Below are 17,183 nucleotides of genomic sequence, written 5' to 3'. Positions count from 1 at the left end.
GGCTCAGTCCTCCCCCAGGTTGGAGCCCTTGATCTTGATCGAGCCCCCGGCCTTGAACGATGCAGTGCCATCGGCCTTGATGGTGATCTTGGCGCCCTTGATGGTGATGCCGCTGGCATTCATGACGATCTTGCTGCCGCCTGCCTTGAGCATGATGGTGGGCGCCTCGACCATGCAGATCGCGCCCGCCTTGATCTTGATCGGCCCCTTCGATGTCTCGGCGATCACCGCCGCCGACAGCTTGTGCGGGCCGCCCACGCTGATCGACTGCAGCGCGCCCACGCTCACTTTCTGCAGGCCGCCCACGCTCACCATCTGTGCACCGCCAACGCTGACTGTCTGCACGCCCCCAACGTTGATGGCTTCGCCCGCGCCCACGCTGTGCATGCGGCCCGCCCCCACCGTGTGCGCCTCGGCCACCGAGATGGTCGTGGTCTGCATGCCGTTGACTGTGTGGCTGCGCCCGCCGTTGACCGTCACGGTCTCGCCGCCGTTCACGGTCTCGGTGCGATGGCCCGTGATGACGATGGTCTCGGTGCCGCCCACGGTCTCGCTGCGGTTGGCGCCGATCGACACGGTCTGATTCACGCCCACGTGCTGCTTCTGGTTGTTGCCCACGCTCTCCGAGTCGTCCACGTCGATGGTGTCGGTGCGGCTGTTGTGCACGGTGGTCGTCTGGTTGTTCTCGACCGTGGTGTTCATGTCGTACTGGCCGTGGATGGTCACCTTCTCCTTGCCGGCGGTGTCGTCCATCGACAGCTCGTTGTAGCCCTTGCCCTTGTGCGTGTTCGACTTGATGCCGCTCACCACGGCACCTGCCGGCAGGCCGAAGGGCGCCATCGATTCGCCGTTGTAGAAGCGCCCGATGACGATGGGCTGGTCGGGGTCGCCGTCGAGAAAGTCGACGATCACTTCCTGGCCGATGCGCGGAATGCTGATCGCGCCCCAGCTCTTGCCGGCCCAGGGATGCGACACGCGCACCCAGCACGAGCTGTTCTCGTCGTTCTTGCCGTAGCGGTCCCAGTGGAACTGCACCTTCACGCGGCCGTGCTCCTCGGTCCAGATCTGCTCGCCGCTGCGGCCCGTGACGATGGCGCTCTGGGGCCCGGGCATGGTCACGCGCGGCGTCAGGCGCGGCGGGCGCCACGGCGTGTTCAGCGGAATGACCGTGAGCAGAAAGCTGCTGCTCGCGCGCTGGCCGGTACGCAGCGCCGGCGTCTCGGCGATCAGGTCGCTCACCAGCTCGCCCAGCCCGGCGTTGACGGGGTCATCGGCCAACGCCTCGTGCAGCACGCTGCCGATCGGCCGCTGGCCCTCGGGAAAGTTCGCGCCCTCGTAGCCGGGGTGGCTCGCGACGAAGGTACAGGCCGCGATCAGGTAGTCGCCGTCGCGATTGCCGTCGGGGTCGCCCTTGAACGAGAAGCTGCGCCCGGCGGTCACGTCAGGCCAGCCGGTCAGCGCCCAGTGGCGCTGCCGCCGGCCGACCAGCTCGTCGAGCCGCAGCTGCGCGAGGTTGTCGGTGTCGTCGCCCGACTGATAGCCGCCCGGGAACTCGAACACTTCCAGGTCGGACAGCTCATGCGTGTCGGGGTCGCCCTTGTCCGCGTCCAGCTGCTTGCTGATGACCTTGAAGTCGCGATCGCGCGACGCGAATTTTCCCGAATCGAACTGCCGCGAGCTGACCCAGCGCGTGATCTCGTTGAAGCGCCCTTCCGACGCGCCGCGCTCGACATGGTTCAGCGTGTCGGCAACCGGCAGTTTCTCGTGCGCCAGTGTGCTGGCATCCGACAGGTGCAGGGTGCCGGGCGCGTCGTGCGCATCGAACCAGTAGTAGATGCCCTCTTCTTCCAGAAGGCGCGAAAGAAACTGGTAGTCGCTCTCCCGGTATTGCACGCAGTAGACGTGGGGTTCATGGGGCCCGACCACGCCGCCGGCCTTGATCTTCTTGAGGCTGCCGATGGGGCCGTCGTCCAGCACGGCGTCGATCACATCCAGCACCGGCTTGTTCTGCAGGATGCGTGCGTTGACGCGCTTGCTCAGCAGCCAGAACCACGAGCGCAGGCTGATGCGGTACTCGAGAAAGCGCCCGCTTTGCGACACGCGCGTGAAGCGCACGGCATGCCCCTGGCAGTGCCGCTTGTGGGTGTCGCCGTCGGCATCGGCGAACTCGATCGCGACATCGAAGGAGCGGCCCAGTATGTCCGCGGCATCGATGCTTTCGTTGTCCGTCAGCACGGTGAGTTCGTAGGCCGAGGGGCGCGCGAGCACCTCATGGCCCGCGATGCGCCAGAACATGAGCTTGTCGACGACGGGCGAATCGCCCTGGATGCTGAACTTGTGATCGGCCATGCCATGCGCTCCCTCTTCGTGCTCCTTTGCGAACCATGCCGCCTCGCGGCCTCGCCGTGAAGCAGCCGTGTGGCCTATGGCGCCAGCAACAGCACCAGCGTCTGGCTCGGCACCGTGCGCACACCCGGGCAATTCGTGCTGTTCTGCAGCGACACGCTGGTGAGCCGCGATGCGGGCATGCCCATCAACAGCACCGTGAAAGCCCCGGTGAGATGGCGGCTCGGCCCCATCACCGTGCCCGAGGCCACGCCCAGCAGCACGCCGGAGTTGTCGCCGTTGGTCATCGGAATGGTGGTGCCGAGGTTGTGGGCCGGCCCGCCCATGATGAGGATCGTGGGGCAGTTCGGAATCGCCATGGGGCCCATGGCGATGTTCGGGTACGGCACCGGAATCGGCGACGGCGCGGCGGGCGTGATGCAGACATCGGGAAAGCCCATGTCCGTGCCCATCAGCTGGCAGTTGGCGAACATTTCCTGTTTCTCCCTGTTCGTTCCTTCGACGCCTCAGCCGAAGTGGATCTGAGCGCCGCGCGCCTTGACCAACTCGCGACCGTTGATCAGCGTGTGCTCGCCTTCGAGACGCATGAGTTGCTTCGCCTCGCACTCCACATGCGTGGCCGCTACCCGGTCGATGCCGTCGGTGGTGCGCAGGTAGTGCCTGCTGAAGTGCTGCACGCGGTCCATCACCGACGAAAGCACCGAGCCGACGAGCTTGAGGCTGGTGCCGACCACGCTGAGCTGGCGGCCGACGACGTCGGCGCTGTCGGTGGCCAGGCGCGTGCGCTGGGTGGCGATGTCGAGCTCTTCGGCTGCCAGTTCGATGCGTCCGCCCTCGGCAGCGATGCGCATGCCGGTGCCGCCCTCACAGCTCAGGACATTGGCCGTGCCCTCTTCCCGCAGCAGCACGGCCATGATCCACACCTCATCGGGCGCGATGCGCAGGCAGGCCACGCTGTCGCCCGCCGCCGGCTCCAGCAGGCAGCTCGCTGCGCGGCGTGCGCGCAGTTTCAGATCGCCGCTGGCAACGACCTGTCGGCCTTTCGCATCGGTTCCGAGAATGCCCACGCACCATTCGCCGGGAATGGCCTTCGCGGCCTGGCTCTTCCTGCCGGTGCGCGCTTTCGTCGGCATTGAGGTTTCGTTGTTCATGATGGTGGTTCCCTCTGTGTTCGTCATGTCAGGCGACCAGCGGCTGCCAGCGCTCCGATTCCGACAGCTCCGGGTCGGTCTCTAGCGCGCGGGCGCGGTCGGTCATCTGTGCGTCTTCGGTGATGGCGGCATGCAGCACGGTGCGCAGCATGGTGGCGCGGCGCAGGTCGGCCGTGGCGAGATCGGCGTGGCGGAAGTCGGCGTACGTGAGCTCGGCGCCGCTGAAGTTGGCGCCCTGCACTTTCGCGCCCGCGAAATGGGTCTGGTACAGATCGCAGCCTGTGAAGTTGGCCTGCGGCAAAACGGCACCGGTGAAGAGCGCCTGCCGCAGCCTTGCGCCGGAGAAGTCGGCAGCCTTCCCGGTGGCCGCGCAGAAGATCGCCGACGGCGCGACGGCCTTCGCGAACTTCGCGCCATCGAGCGTCGCGCCCTGGAAGTTGCACTGCTGCAGCGTGACGCCGCTGAAGTCGGCCCCGCTCAGGTCGGCGGACGAGAACTGGCAGCCGTTCAGGTCCAGCCCGGCAAACGACATGCCCTTCAGCGAGGTCTTGAAGAACACATTGCGCAGCATGCGTGCGCCGGTCCACGTCAGGTGCGAGAGATCGCATTCGTTGACGGTGGTGTATTGCCAGCTGGTGTCGTCGGCGCATACGTCGAGCAGCACCGACTGGCTGATCACCGCGGAGTCGAGCGGCACGCCGCGCAGCACGGCATGGTCCAGCCTGCAGCGGGTCACCGTGGCCATCGTCATCGACGACTGCGCCATCTGCGCATGCGTCAGGTCGCACTCCGCGAACACGGCACCGTGCAGGTTGGCCTCGCGCAGGTCCACGTGATCGAGCTTGCAGCGGTTGAAGACGGCCTTGCGCAGGTTGGCGCCGGATGCGATGGCGCCACGCAGGTCGCACACATTGAATACCGTCTCGCGCAGGTCCGCGCCGCGCAGATCCGCTTCGGCGAAATTGACCTGCGAGAAGATCCCGCCACCCAGCGGCAACCCGGCATAGCGCCCTTTGCTCAGGTCGAGCCCTTCCAGCGTTTCCCCGACGCTGACGGCAATGGCAAGAAGACCCGGACTCATGCCGCCGCCTGCTGTTGCGCCGTGAGTCGAGGCCATGTGCGCGCCCGTTTGAGCAATGCGCCATCGAAGCTCGTCGACCCGTCCAGCCGCACCCGGCCGAGGTCGGCCCCGAAGAGATTGCTGCGCCGCAAGTCGGCCCCCCGCAGATCCGCCGACTGAAAGATCGCGTCGCTGAAGTTCACGCCCGACAGCAGCGCATTGGCGCAGATGGTCTTGCGCATCAGCGCACCCTTGGCGCTGGCAAGCCTCAGGTCGGCTCCCTCGAGCTGTGCCTCGCAGAGGTTGGCGCCATCGAGCACCGCGCGGATCAGCTTGGCGCCGCGCGCATCGGAAGCGCCAAAATTGAAGTTGCGCAGATCGGCCTGGCTCATATCCGCGCCGGCCAGGCTGCTTCCCTTGACCGCCACGGTCCCGGAGCATTGCGCCGCCATCAGCTTCGCGCCGTCGAGCCTGCTGGTGACGAAGGTCGCGTTCTCGATCTTCGCGGCATGCATGTCGACACCCGAGAGGTCCGACTCGATGAAGCTGCAGCCGCACAGGTTGGCCTCCGGCCAGCGCATGCCCTTCAGGTCCAGCTTGTAGAAGACCTGCCTGCCCAGGTCTGCGCCTGTCCAGTCGGCATCGCCCCACGTGGTCTCCAGCAGATTGGCCTTGGCGAATATCGCGCGCCGCATCTGCGTTCCGGCGAATGCGCAGTGCATGAGCGTTGCATCAGTGAAGTCGGCGTCGTCGAAGACACCACCCGCGAGCCGGGCCTTGCCGAGGTTGGCCTTGCCGAACTTCGTGCCGATGGCGATCACGCCCTCCAGGTTCGCATGCGCCAGCACCGCGCCCGCAAGGTTGGCGCCCGAGAGATTGGCATTGGCGAGGTTCGCGCTTTCCAGCCACGCGCCCTCCAGGTTCACGTCCCTCAGGTCCAGGCCCGAAAGATCGGCCCCCGTGAAGTCGATGCCCGCGAAGAACTTGATGCTGGCCGCGCCGGCGCGCGCCATCTCTGCGCGCAGTTTCGCCGCCTCGTCCTTCGGCATCGCGAAGGCCGGCAGTTGCATGTGCGCGGCCTGGAGGTAGCCGGCGCGATGCGCGTCCTCGATCTGGCACAACCTGGGAAAGACCGGCGACAGATCGAGCGGCCGGGTACCTGCGGCCGCCTGCGCGCGCATCTCGGCCATGTGCTTGTCGGGGTCATACTTCGGCGGGCCCCGGTGCTGCAGGTTCTCGAGGTCGATCTTCTGCTCCTGCGTCATCGCCAGGGCCCGTTCGATCGTCGTGACCACAGTCTCGATCGCCGCCCACCGCTGGGCCTCGGCCTCCTTCATCTTCTTTTCCAGATAGGCCGGCAGCTCGTCGCCTACCGGAACCTTCTCGCGCTCGGGCATCCGGATACCCAGCGCATCCGGGTCCTTGCCCATGGCAACGGCTTTCTCGCGGGCGAGCGCCACTTCCATCTCGGCGCGGTGGTATTGCGCTTCGGCCTGCAGGCCTTGCAATTCGAAGGGTGCCTTCGCGGCCTCCACATCAGGGTCGAGCGTGCTCACTCCTTCCGGCAGCAGGTCGCTGTCGACGATCGAGTAGATGGGCCCCATCTTCGGATCGGCACGTTTCGCGGCGGCGGCGAGATAGTACGCATCGGAGCGACGCTGGCCGATGCGTTCGACCGCACCCATGAGGCTCACCACGTCGGAGCCGTCGTCGGTTCCGACCTCGGCCAGCCCCTGGAAGATCGCGATGCAGCGCTCGGCATGCGGAAAGAACCACACCGTCGTCAGCCGCAGCGGCACCTCGCGCACCTTGGGCTCGCCGACCGCCATCCTGTAGCCGACGAAAACGCGTGCGCGCATGCCCGGCAAGCGGCCTTCGATCAGGCGCTTTTGCGGGTGCATGTTCTCGAACGAGAACGACTCGTCGCCAGCGAGTGCGGAGTCCATCCACTGGTCGGACGGTGCCAGGTTGAAATAGCGCCAGTCGGTGTCGGGTGCGAACCCCGGCGCATGCAGCTTCAGATAGTCGGCATCGTAGGTGCCGCGGTATTGCACGCGCTGGGGGTGCATCACGTCCAGCGCACCCATGCCGGCCGGTGCGACGGCCTGGTCGGGGCGCAGCAGGCGGTCGTGCGGCAATTCGATGTTGGGCAACCAGGCCGTGCCGTCCGACCTCTCTCTGCCGCGGCCGCCGGTGTTGAGGGGAAAGTCCGGCCCGCCATAGGCCCTTGACCAATCCAGCGGCATCTCCTCGAAGGGTCTGGCCTCGCTCGGAGCGGAGCCATCCCAGTAGCGGTCTCCCAGCACCAGCAAGGTCTTCTCTCGCGTGCCGAAGCGGGCGCGCACCGCGCAGCCGGCCGATCGATCCGGAGGAGGAAACGCCTTGCCGTGCACCAGGAACTCCGGTGTGAGCTTGGCCACACCCTCGTCAATCAACGGCTGAGCCATTTCTTTCGCCAGGAAAGACCACATCGACTGCTCCGCCCACAGCGTGCCGTGCTCGCCTTGCGCGAACGGCAAGTGCAGGCAGGCGCTGATGCTGAGGCCGAAGCGCTTGCGAAACTCGATGGGGCGCGTCGACAGGCCGAGCGCCTGGGGTTTGAGGACCTGCATGATCGTCTGCCGCTGCGCCTAGGAACCGCCGCCGGAGCCGGAGCCGCCAGAGCCCGACCCCGAGCCAGTGGGCGGCGTCCAGGGGGTTGCACGCTCCCCGTAGGCGCTCGAACTGGCGGACGAACCGTCGGCGTTGGTGGACCTGTCGTCACCGAGCGCTGCGGCCCCAGCGTCATCCGTCGCCATGGATGCAGCCGCTCCCGCGCCCATGGCCAGAAAAAGAGGAATCGCCGGAGGCATGAAGATGCCGATGGCAGCGGTGCCCGCCGCCGCGACGCCCTGCGAGCGGCGATCACGTGTGATTCTCGCGAGCGTGGAGAGCCGGCCCGCAAGCCCCGGCAGACCCGCCTGCGCGGCTTCTTCGGAAGCAGTCGTCAACGCATCGGCCGCATCAGCGTACTGCTTCAGTGTGTCGCCGATGCCCTTGATCGCTGTGCCCACGCCCGCCGCCAGGCCGATGACGCCGGCAACCGCGGCGGCGCCGGCGCCGCCGCCACCGCCCCCAGGGGTGATGACCTTCAGCGGCGTCAAGTCCACGTCAGCGGTGGACACCGCCTTGATCTCCGGCGCCGCACAGTTGATGAGCTTGACGGCAAGCGTGTTCTCGATGGCCACACCGACAAAGTTGCTCATCGCCAGCGACACCGAATTCTCGATGCTCATCCCCATGAAGGTGGAACTGGTGATGCCCAGGTTCGCCTCGGAGTTGTTGCCGATGTAGCCGCTGGTGTTGGGCCCGAGGATGGTGGTGTTGGACCCCACCGCCGTCTGGTCGATGTTGCCCGCCGCCATCATTTCGATGCCGGTATTGCCCATCAGCTTGATCTTGTTGGCCATCAAGGCGAGAGGACCGCTGGGCACAGTGATGTACTTGGAACTCGCCCCCGTCACCATCCAGTCGATGTGCGCGGCCTCGAAGCTCATCTTCGCCGCCTTGTAGGTGAGGTTGCCGCTCACCGTGATGGTCTGGTTGCCGATCACGTTGCGGGTCTCCCCCGCGCGCGAGGTGTCGGTGCGGGCACCGGTCACGTCGGTGGTGCGGGTGCCGGTGACGGTCAGCGTGTCGTTGCTGTCGACGAAGGAGGTGCGGTCGCCCACCACCTGGTTGTTCTGCTTTCCCTTGACCGTGTTCTTCTGATCGACCGCTACCATGTTGGTGTCGTTGCGCGTCACCGTGCTCTTGCGGTCGCGGTCCACGTGGTTGGTCTGGTCGCGCTTGACGGTGACGCTCTGGTCGCGGTCGATGGTGGTGGAATCGTCGCGCTCCACGCTGCGGCTCATGTCCAGCTCGGCGTGGATGTTGATGTTCTCCTCGCCCTTCTTGTCCTCGAACATGATCTCGTTGTAGTTCGACGAACCGCCGCCGGGCGTGGAACGGGTCTTGAAGCCGCTCTGCGTGGGCGACTTGTAGGGAATGGGCTGGTCGTCGTTGTAGACGCGGCCGACGATGATGGGCCTGTCGGGATCGCCATTGAGAAAGTCGACGATCACCTCCTGGCCGATGCGCGGAATGAAGTAGCCGCCCCAGCCCTTGCCGCCCCAGGGCTGCGACACGCGCACCCAGCAGGTCGACTTCTCGTTGCTCTCGTCGTAGCGGTCCCAATGAAAGTGCACCTTCACGCGGCCGTGGTCGTCCACATGCAGCTCGTCGCCCTTGGGCCCGACGACGATGGCGGTCTGCGGGCCCGGCATGGTCACGCGCGGCGTGAGGCGCGGCGTGCGAAACAGGCGCTCGACCGGCATCACGGTGAGCAGGAAGATGCTGCTGCCGGTCTGCGCGGCCGAGAGCGCGGGCGTGGCCGCGATGATCTCTTCCAGCACGGGCAGCGTGTCGGCGTTCACCGCGTCGTCGCGCAGCACGTCGGCCAGCGCGGCGTGCACGGGCTGCGCCAGGGTGTTGCCGCTCACGCCCTCGTAGCCGCGATGGCTGGCGACGAAGGTGCAGGCCGCGATGATGTAGTCGCCGTTGCGGGTGCCGTCGGGGTCGCCCTCGTACTTGAAGCCGCGCCCGGCCGTGACGTCGGGCCATGGCGTCACGGCCCAGTGGCGATCGCGGCGCGCACTGAGTTCGTCGCCGCGCAGCTTGGCCCGGGTCTCGGCATCGTCGCCGCTGAAGTAGCCGCCCGGGAACTCGAAGAGCTCCAGGCTCGCGAGTTCGTGGTCGTCCGATGCATCGATGTCCGCGCCCAGCTTCTTCTTGATGGCCTTGAAGTCGCTGTCGCGCGAGGCGTGCTTGCCGGTGTCGAACTGGCGCCCGCTCACCCAGCGCGAGATCTCGTTGAAGCGCGGCTCGGCGGCGTTGGTCGCCATGTGGCGCAAGGTGTCGGCGGCGGGCAGCTTGTCGTGCGCCATGTCGCTGGCGTCCGACATGTGCATGGTGCCGGGCGCGTCGTGCGCGTCGAACCAGTAGTAGATGCCTTCGTCTTCTAACAGGCGCGACAGGAATTGGTAATCGCTTTCCTGGTGCTGCACGCAGTAGCGGCGCGGATTGTGGTTGCCGATCACATTGTCGGCCTTGGTCTTCTTGAAGCGCTTGATGGGGCTGTCCTCGAACACCGCGTCGAGCACTTCGAGCACCTTCTTCTCCTGCAGGATGCGGGAGTTGGCGCGCTTGGTGAGCAGCCAGAACCACGAGCGCAGCGCGATGCGGTATTCGTAGTGCCGCCCCATGTGGCCCGCGCGCACGAAGCGCACCGCATGGCCCTGGCAGTGGCGCTCGTGCGTGCCACCGTCGGCATCCTTGAACTCGATCACCACGTCGAAGGCATGCCCGAGGATGTCCTTGGCATCGATGGCCTTGTTCGTCGAGATCACCGTGAGCTCGTAGGCCGACGGGCGCGCCAGCGCCTCGTGCCCCACGATGCGCCAGAACATCAGGTCGTCCTTGGCGGGTGAATCGCTCTCGATGCGGAACTCGTGGTCGGCCATCTTTTTCTCTTGAGGTGGAGGCTTGTCGGTCAGTCGGTGAGCCGATTGATCAGTCGAACGCGTAGGTGAAGTCGGCGTCCTTCACGTCCAGCGCCACCCGGCGGATCTCCCCACCCGACGCCAGCCGTTGCAGGTACTCGACCGAAATCGTCGGCAGCACGGTGTTCGTCAGGATCGCGTCGATCACGCGCCCGCCCGACTCCGGGTCCTGGCAGCGCGCGACCACCTGCTCGACCACCGCGTCGCTGTACTCGAAGGGCACGCCGTGGTTTGTCTCCACGCGCTTCTTGATGCGGCCCAGCTGCAGCCGCACGATCTTCTTCATCATCTCGGGCGACAGCGGGTAGTAGGGAATGGTGACGATGCGGCCCAGCAGCGCGGGTGGGAACACCTTCATCAGCGGCGCCTTGAGTGCATCGGCCAGCGCATTGGAATCGGGCAGCAGCTCGGGATCGCGGCACATGCTCATGACCAGCTCGCTGCCGGCGTTGGTAGTGAGCAGGATGATCGTGTTCTTGAAATCGATCATTCGGCCCTCGCCGTCTTCCATCCATCCCTTGTCGAACACCTGGAAGAAGATCTCGTGCACGTCGGGATGCGCCTTCTCCACTTCGTCGAGCAGCACCACGCTGTAGGGCCGGCGGCGCACGGCCTCGGTCAGGATGCCGCCCTCGCCGTAACCCACGTAGCCCGGCGGCGCGCCCTTGAGGGTGGAGACGGTGTGCGCCTCCTGGAACTCGCTCATGTTGATGGTGATGATGTTCTGCTCGCCACCGTAGAGCGCCTCGGCCAGCGCGAGCGCGGTCTCGGTCTTGCCCACGCCCGATGTGCCGCAAAGCATGAACACGCCGATGGGCTTCTGCGGGTTGTCGAGCCGCGCGCGCGAGGTCTGGATGCGGCGCGCGATCATCTCCAGACCGTGCTTCTGGCCGATGACGCGCTGGTTGAGCGTGTCGGCGAGCTTGAGCACCGCCTCCACTTCGTTCTTGACCATGCGGCCGACGGGAATGCCGGTCCAGTCGGCGACGACCGAGGCCACCGCCTGCTCATCGACCGAGGGCAGGATGAGCGGCGACTCGCCCTGCACCGCGTGGATCTTGGCCTGCAGCGTGTGCAGTTCTTCCAACAGCACCGCCCTGTCTTCACTCCCTCCCCCGCTGGGGGAGGGTTGGGGTGGGGGCACGTCGGCCTTGGCATCGCCGCCGGCTGGCGCATCGACCGGCTTGTTCCCCGCCCGCAGCTTGGCGCGCAGTTCGAGCAGCCGGTCGACCAGCCCCTTCTCTTCCTTCCACCGCGCATTGAGCCCTTCGAGCTGGGTCTTCGATTCGTCGAGCAGTGCCGCCACCTGCGCCGCGCGCTTGGTCACATCGATGCCGATGGCCTCCTCGCGCCCGATGATCTCCTGCTCGACCGTGAGCCCCTCGATGCGGCGCATGCAGTCTTCCACTTCGGGCGGCGTCGCGTGCTGCGACACGGCCACGCGCGCGCAGGCGGTGTCGAGCAGGCTCACGGCCTTGTCGGGCAGCTGGCGCGCGGGAATGTAGCGGTGGCTCAGCTTCACCGCCGCCTCGATGGCCTCGTCGAGCAGCTGCACGCGGTGGTGCTTTTCGAGCACGCTGGCCACGCCACGCAGCATCAGGATCGCCTTGGTCTCGTCGGGCTCGGGCACCTGCACGACCTGGAAGCGTCGGGTAAGCGCCGGGTCTTTCTCGATGTACTTCTTGTACTCGGCCCACGTCGTGGCGCCGATGGTGCGCAGGTTGCCGCGCGCCAGTGCTGGCTTCAGCAGGTTGGCTGCATCGCCAGTGCCGGCCGCGCCGCCCGCGCCTACCAGCGTGTGGATCTCGTCGATGAACAGGATGATGGGCGTGGGCGAGCTCTGCACCTCGTCGATCACCTGCCGCAGCCGCTGCTCGAACTCGCCCTTCATGCTGGCGCCGGCCTGCAGCAGGCCGATGTCGAGCGTGAGCAGCTTCACGTCCTTCAGCTGCGGCGGCACGTCGCCGCGCGCGAGGCGCTGCGCGAAGCCTTCGACCACGGCCGTCTTGCCGACGCCGGCCTCGCCCGTGAGCAGCGGGTTGTTCTGGCGGCGGCGCATGAGGATGTCGACGATCTGGCGGATCTCCTCGTCGCGCCCGGTCACCGGGTCCATCTCGCCTTTCTTGGCCTTCTCGGTGAGGTCGACCGCGAACTTCTTCAGCGCATCGCCCTTGCCCATGGCTGCCGGCGCCATCGCGCCGGAGTCTTCGCCCGGTGCGCCGCTGCCCATGCCGGTGCCGTCCTGCGCGCGCATCTGGGCCTCGGGCGAGGCGTCGCAGATCTTGGCGAAGTTGTCGGCCAGGTCCTCGACCTTCACTTTCTCGAACTGCTTCGACAGGCCGAACAGTGGGTTGCGCAGGCTCTGCGTCTTGAGCATGCCGACCAGGATGTAGCCGGTGCGCACCTGCGCCTCGCCGAACTGCAGCGTGGCGTAGGTCCACGCGCGCTCGATGGCGTTCTCGATGTGCGGCGAAAAGTCGCTGATGGCGGTGGCACCGCGCGGCAGGCGGTCGAGCGCGGTGGTCATGTCTTTCGCGATGACCGACACGTCGAGGCCGTAGTGCTGGATCACGCGGTGCAGGTCGGAGTCCTGCACTTGCAGCAGCTGGGCGAACCAGTGCTCCAGTTCCACGTACGGATTGCCCCGCATCTTGCAGAACACGGTGGCGCCCTCGATGGCCTTGTAGGCCAGCGAGTTGAGCTTGCCGAAAAGGGCGGTGCGGCTGATTTCACTCATGAGGGACTCCGTATCTCTTCTGAACGAATGAAGATGGGTTGATTGAAAGGCTGGCTGCCGATGCGCACGTCCGCCGCGTCGCGCGAACGTGTGCGCTGCCCGAGCCACGAGACCCAGCCCAGGCGCGGTCCGTTGCCCTTCGCATCGCCGAGGCGCGTGAGCGGCACCTGTGCCTTTTCGAGCACGAGTTCGGCGTCCCACTCCAGCTCGTCGCCCAGCAGTTGCTGCATCCAGCGCTGCAGCACGGGCCGTGCGTTGCCGATCGGCAGGAACATGCGGTACTGGTCGAGCGTGAGCGGCCCCAGGTGCAGGCGCACGCGGTGCTGGCGGTCCCAGGCACGGGTGCCGAGCATGGCGCCCATGCCCATCGAGCGCGAGCTCTCGCCCTGCCCCAGCCGCGTGAGCTCTCCGGCCGGCAGGCTCATCCAGTGGCCAACCCAGCGCTCCAGCTTCACGGGCACGCCGAAGTAGCTGCACAGCACCGACTCCACGCCCTCCACGTTGTGCACGCGGCGCGCGAGCCAGCCCGAGAAATGCAGGCGCGCGTCGTCATGGATCTCGTCGCGGTCCACGCGGCCCGGCGTGCCGATGCCGATCAGCGCGCCGATCTGCAGGCGGAAGCGGTCCTCGCCCGGCCGGTCGAGCGCCACGGCAGGCCGCGACTGCGCCCAGGCGCGATAGAAGTGCAGCGAGAAGCGGTGCGAGAAGCTGTCGAGAAAAGCCAGCCACGTCGGGTCGCCATGGTTCAGGCTGCGCTCGCGGATGAAGTCGCTCAGGTGCACCGGCAGCGGGCCGTTGGGGCCGATGTAGCCGAAGAACTGCTGGCGCAGGCGCGGCGGCGAATGCGCGGTGGCGGGCTCGAAGCGGCTGAAGCTCGCGGGCGCGAACGACAGCGAGGGCTCCTGCCCCACGCGCACAGGCTCGGCGCTCGGTAGCAAGGCACGGCCCCAGCGCGGCGTGGTCTTCGCGACCGACTCCAGCCGGCGCATCACCGCGAAGTAGTCGAAGGCCCACGGCTGCGCCGACCACTCGCGCAGCGCGGCATCGACCCGCGCGTTCACAGAATCTGGCGCGTCCCGCACAGCGGCCTCCAGCGCATGGTCTCGCCCTTGCCCGCGATGCGCAGCACGGTTTCGACGAAATGATTCACCTCCACGTGGCGCGACAGGAAGCGCGCGAGCACGGCACCGAACAGGAACGCGCTGTGGCCGTGGAAGGCGTCCTTGTCGACTTCGAGCGTCACTTCGAGTCCGCGCCCGAAGGCGATCGGCCCCTTGAGCGGCAGCCTGCGCGCGACGGGCTTGCACTTCACCGACAGCAGCCCGCGCACCTGGCCCTGGCGCATCTCGTCGGCATGCACGGCATAGAGCATCAGCGTCTCGCGCAATGCGGCGGCGCCCTGCTCGGGCGTGCTGTCGGACAGCGACAGGTAGTTGAGCGCGAGGTGATCGACCACGCGCCAACCCAGCCCCTGGCTCACCACCGGCGACACCGGCCGCGACGGCCCGCGCACCATGCGCACGCGCTGCACGGGGAAGGAATCGACGCAGTCGAAGTCGTTCTCGCGGCCCAGCGGCATGAGCAGCGGCAGGTCGCGGTTGGTGCACAGCGCGGTCACCGCCAGCTGCCGCAGCGTGGCCGCATACGGCGCCTGCTGCGGATCGACGATCTGCATGTAGACCTCGGAGCCGATGTGGCTGCTGCGGTTGCCCTCGGTACGCTGGCGCACCGACAGCATGCGCGGCTCGCGCGTGGTCGTGAAGTAGGCCGGGTGGCTCGTGCGGCTGCCGTGGAAGGCCGAGTAGAAAGGCCGGAATGGCTGCTCGACCGCCGCCGCATCGGCGCCTGGCGCGCCGTGGCCGATGACCTCTGTGACGGTGTGCACCTCGAAGTCCTGCGGCCGCGTGCGGTCGGGCACCAGGTGGAACTGGCTCACGCCCTCGGTCATGGCCACGCGGTCGAGCCGCTTGGTGAACAGGTTGACGGCGGGCACGCAATGCAGCTGCACGTTGTCGGCACTCACGAGCTTTTCGAGCGCCGCGTCGCCGCGCGAGAACAGCAGCACGATCTCGACATCGGTCACCGGCATCGTGGCCAGCAGCGCCTCGAGCCCGCCGATGCGCACGAACTGGAAGCGCTGCGCAAACGCGAAGTACTCCTGCAGCAGGCGAAAGCCCGAGAAACCGGTGGCGGTGGCGGGCAGCAGCGCCTCGTCGTCCTCGAAGCCGACCGCGCCGATGGCGCTGGCGGGCAGGCTCTGCGCCGCGCCCTGCAAGGCACCGCTCGGTGCCAGCGGCCGCACCAGCACGCCGACGGGCTGGCCCAGCGCGCATTCGTGCAGCTGCCAGGCCACGTCTTCGGCGCCTCCGAAGTGCAGCACGAGGTCGTCGAGCGCGATCTGGCTGAAGTTCAGGCCGGCCGTGGCGCGCAGCGCGATGCGCAGGCCGCCGCGGATGGCACGCGACTGCGGGTGCGTGTTGAGCGGCAGGTCGGGGGCGTAGGTGAAGTACTGCGCACGCTGCACCTCGATGGGCCACACGCGCAGCGCGCTCGCCGTGCGGAATTCGCAATGCGTGTTCTGCCCCACGGCCTGCCGCGCACGCAGGCCGCTGCCGCGCGGCAGGCTCGGGCCGGTCGCGAGGTTCGCGTCGTCGGGGTCGGGCACGAAGGACACGATCACCATCGCCGGCGTCGGCGCGAGGAAGTGCGGGTAGACGATGTCGAGCAGGTGGCCCGTGAAGCGCGGGTACTCGGCGTCGAGCTTCAGGCCCACGCGCGCCGACAGGAACGCGGTGGCCTCGATGAGCCGCTCCACGTAAGGGTCGGCCACCTCCTGGCCCTCGATGCCAAGTCGATGCGCGATCTTCGGGAACGCGCGCGCAAACTCGGCAGAGCTTTCGCGGAAGTAGCGCAGTTCCTGTTCGTACAGGCTCAGCAGCCGAGGGTCCATGTCGGACTTACCTTGGGTTTTGCGCCATGTCCACGATCTCGATGCGTCCTTCTTCCAGGTCTACGCGGCTTCGCATCAGGAACTCGAGCGGTACCGGCTGCGCCCACAGCATGCCGCGGATCTGCAGGCCGATGCTGTTGTGGGAGTCCAGTGCCGGGCCTTCCATGACGAGTTCCACTTCGAGTGTGCGGGACAAAATGCGCGGCTCGAACTGCAGGATTGCGTTCTTCAAAGCCTGTTCCATGCTGACACGCTGCACCGACGAGGTGAACTGGCCAGACAGCATAGGCAATCCGTAGTTGATGACCGAGCGTGCGGCATTCGGGTACTGCCTGTCGTCCATCGCAAGGCCGTAGCCGGTGGCGTTGAACAGCCAGCCGAGGTCGCGCAGCACGGCCTGGCGCAGCGCCTGCCTGGTCAGCGTGCGCTTCTCGTCGCTCTCGCGCTTCTCGTCGGGCGCGTTGTCGACGAGGCGGTCGAGCAGCGAAGGCTGCAGCCGCTCCTGCGCGGTGAGTTCAGCCACCGGCGCTGCTTTCGCCGCCCTCGGGCGTGAACAGGATCTCGCGCACGTCCATCAGCGCGTACTCGCCCGCGTCGCTGCCGAGCACGCGCTGGCCATGGCCGGCCCAGACCTCGGGGCGCAGTTCGCGCCACTCGGTCTTGCGCGCAAGAAGCAGCTCGCCGTCCTCGGTCTTCTCGGTGCCTTCGTAGCGCGTGGGAATCAGCGCGAGCGTTTCGCCGCCGTTCTCGAACTGCAGGTGCGCGGGCATCCACACGCAGTCGCGCAGGTCCTCGGGCGGCTCGATCTTGATGTGCGCGAGGCGCGCGTACGGAATCCAGTAGTACTTGCCGTTGACGAAGGCTTCGAGCACCGGCCCCAGGCGCATGTCGGCATCGGCGAGCCACTCGAAGGGCGTGCCGTCGATGGTGCCGCTGATGGCGGGCGCACCGTCGAAGGCGCGCTGGCGCAGGTCCTCGGCCAGCTCGCTTTCTCCGCGGCCCTGGCGCAGCAGCGACTCGATGAGCAGCGCCAGCCATTCGTCGGGCTGGCCGAAGATCATCGGCGTGCGCGTGCCGGCGAACACTTCGGCGCGCAGGCCCTCGCAGCGCACGGCCTCGCCGTAGACCTGCTTCATGGGCACGGCGAGCGCGTCGAGTTCGGCCGCCACGCTGAGCTGGTTCAGCGCGCGCTCCCATTGGCCGAGCACGCACAGCAGCTGCGCCATGAAGACGCGGTGCTTGCTGTCTGCGGGCCTGGCGCGCACGTCGTCGCTCAGGGCCTTGAGGGCGGCGGCCGGGTCGGCGGCCTTGAGGAGTTCGGCGGCGGTCGTCATGGTGTGCGGCTCCTGGATGTGGCGGC

The 17,183-nt window shown here is 67.3% G+C and carries 11 protein-coding genes; all 11 read right to left on the bottom strand.

The window, feature by feature from the left end:
* Positions 1-3 precede the first annotated feature (3 nt).
* The 11 genes from ACEOAB_RS02095 to ACEOAB_RS02045 all read right to left on the bottom strand — a co-directional run bounded on the left by ACEOAB_RS02095 (position 4) and on the right by ACEOAB_RS02045 (position 17,157).
* Positions 4-2,349, bottom strand: coding sequence for a type VI secretion system Vgr family protein (locus ACEOAB_RS02095; protein ID WP_413748928.1), 2,346 nt, complete (start codon positions 2,347-2,349; stop codon positions 4-6).
* 74 nt (positions 2,350-2,423) lie between these two features.
* Positions 2,424-2,819 carry a DUF4150 domain-containing protein gene (locus tag ACEOAB_RS02090; RefSeq protein ID WP_413748927.1) on the bottom strand — a complete coding sequence of 132 codons (396 nt, stop codon included), beginning with the start codon at positions 2,817-2,819 and terminating at the stop codon, positions 2,424-2,426.
* A gap of 33 nt (positions 2,820-2,852) precedes the next feature.
* Positions 2,853-3,524, bottom strand: a complete 672-nt coding sequence (locus tag ACEOAB_RS02085) for a DUF3540 domain-containing protein (protein ID WP_495653428.1) — start codon at positions 3,522-3,524, stop codon at positions 2,853-2,855.
* A 1-nt stretch (position 3,525) separates the two neighbouring features.
* Complete coding sequence (locus ACEOAB_RS02080) at positions 3,526-4,578, bottom strand: pentapeptide repeat-containing protein (RefSeq protein ID WP_056594657.1); 1,053 nt, start codon at positions 4,576-4,578, stop codon at positions 3,526-3,528.
* On the bottom strand, positions 4,575-7,169 hold the full coding sequence (locus ACEOAB_RS02075; RefSeq protein ID WP_413748926.1) for a DUF2169 family type VI secretion system accessory protein: 2,595 nt from the start codon (positions 7,167-7,169) through the stop codon (positions 4,575-4,577). The genes ACEOAB_RS02080 and ACEOAB_RS02075 overlap by 4 nt, the downstream gene beginning before the upstream one ends.
* 18 nt (positions 7,170-7,187) lie before the next feature.
* Entirely contained in the window at positions 7,188-10,097 is a 2,910-nt protein-coding gene (locus ACEOAB_RS02070; protein WP_495653427.1) for a type VI secretion system Vgr family protein, read from the bottom strand.
* 49 nt (positions 10,098-10,146) lie between these two features.
* A complete protein-coding gene (gene tssH / locus ACEOAB_RS02065; protein WP_413748924.1) occupies positions 10,147-12,873 on the bottom strand; it encodes a type VI secretion system ATPase TssH in 2,727 nt (908 codons plus the stop codon).
* Positions 12,870-13,934: a type VI secretion system baseplate subunit TssG gene (tssG, locus tag ACEOAB_RS02060; protein ID WP_413748923.1), complete on the bottom strand. Its 1,065-nt coding sequence runs from the start codon at positions 13,932-13,934 to the stop codon at positions 12,870-12,872. Before tssG ends, tssH begins: the two co-directional genes overlap by 4 nt.
* Positions 13,931-15,823, bottom strand: coding sequence for a type VI secretion system baseplate subunit TssF (tssF, locus tag ACEOAB_RS02055; protein ID WP_056594619.1), 1,893 nt, complete (start codon positions 15,821-15,823; stop codon positions 13,931-13,933). Before tssF ends, tssG begins: the two co-directional genes overlap by 4 nt.
* A 7-nt stretch (positions 15,824-15,830) precedes the next feature.
* On the bottom strand, positions 15,831-16,346 hold the full coding sequence (gene tssE / locus ACEOAB_RS02050; RefSeq protein ID WP_413748922.1) for a type VI secretion system baseplate subunit TssE: 516 nt from the start codon (positions 16,344-16,346) through the stop codon (positions 15,831-15,833).
* Positions 16,339-17,157, bottom strand: a complete 819-nt coding sequence (locus tag ACEOAB_RS02045; RefSeq protein ID WP_413748921.1) for a type VI secretion system accessory protein TagJ — start codon at positions 17,155-17,157, stop codon at positions 16,339-16,341. The genes tssE and ACEOAB_RS02045 overlap by 8 nt, the downstream gene beginning before the upstream one ends.
* Positions 17,158-17,183 lie beyond the last annotated feature (26 nt).

It is taken from the genome of Variovorax sp. Varisp53 (genome assembly GCF_059491555.1).
Note: the sequence above shows the minus strand (reverse complement) of the source record. Positions and strands in the feature narration are given on the sequence as shown.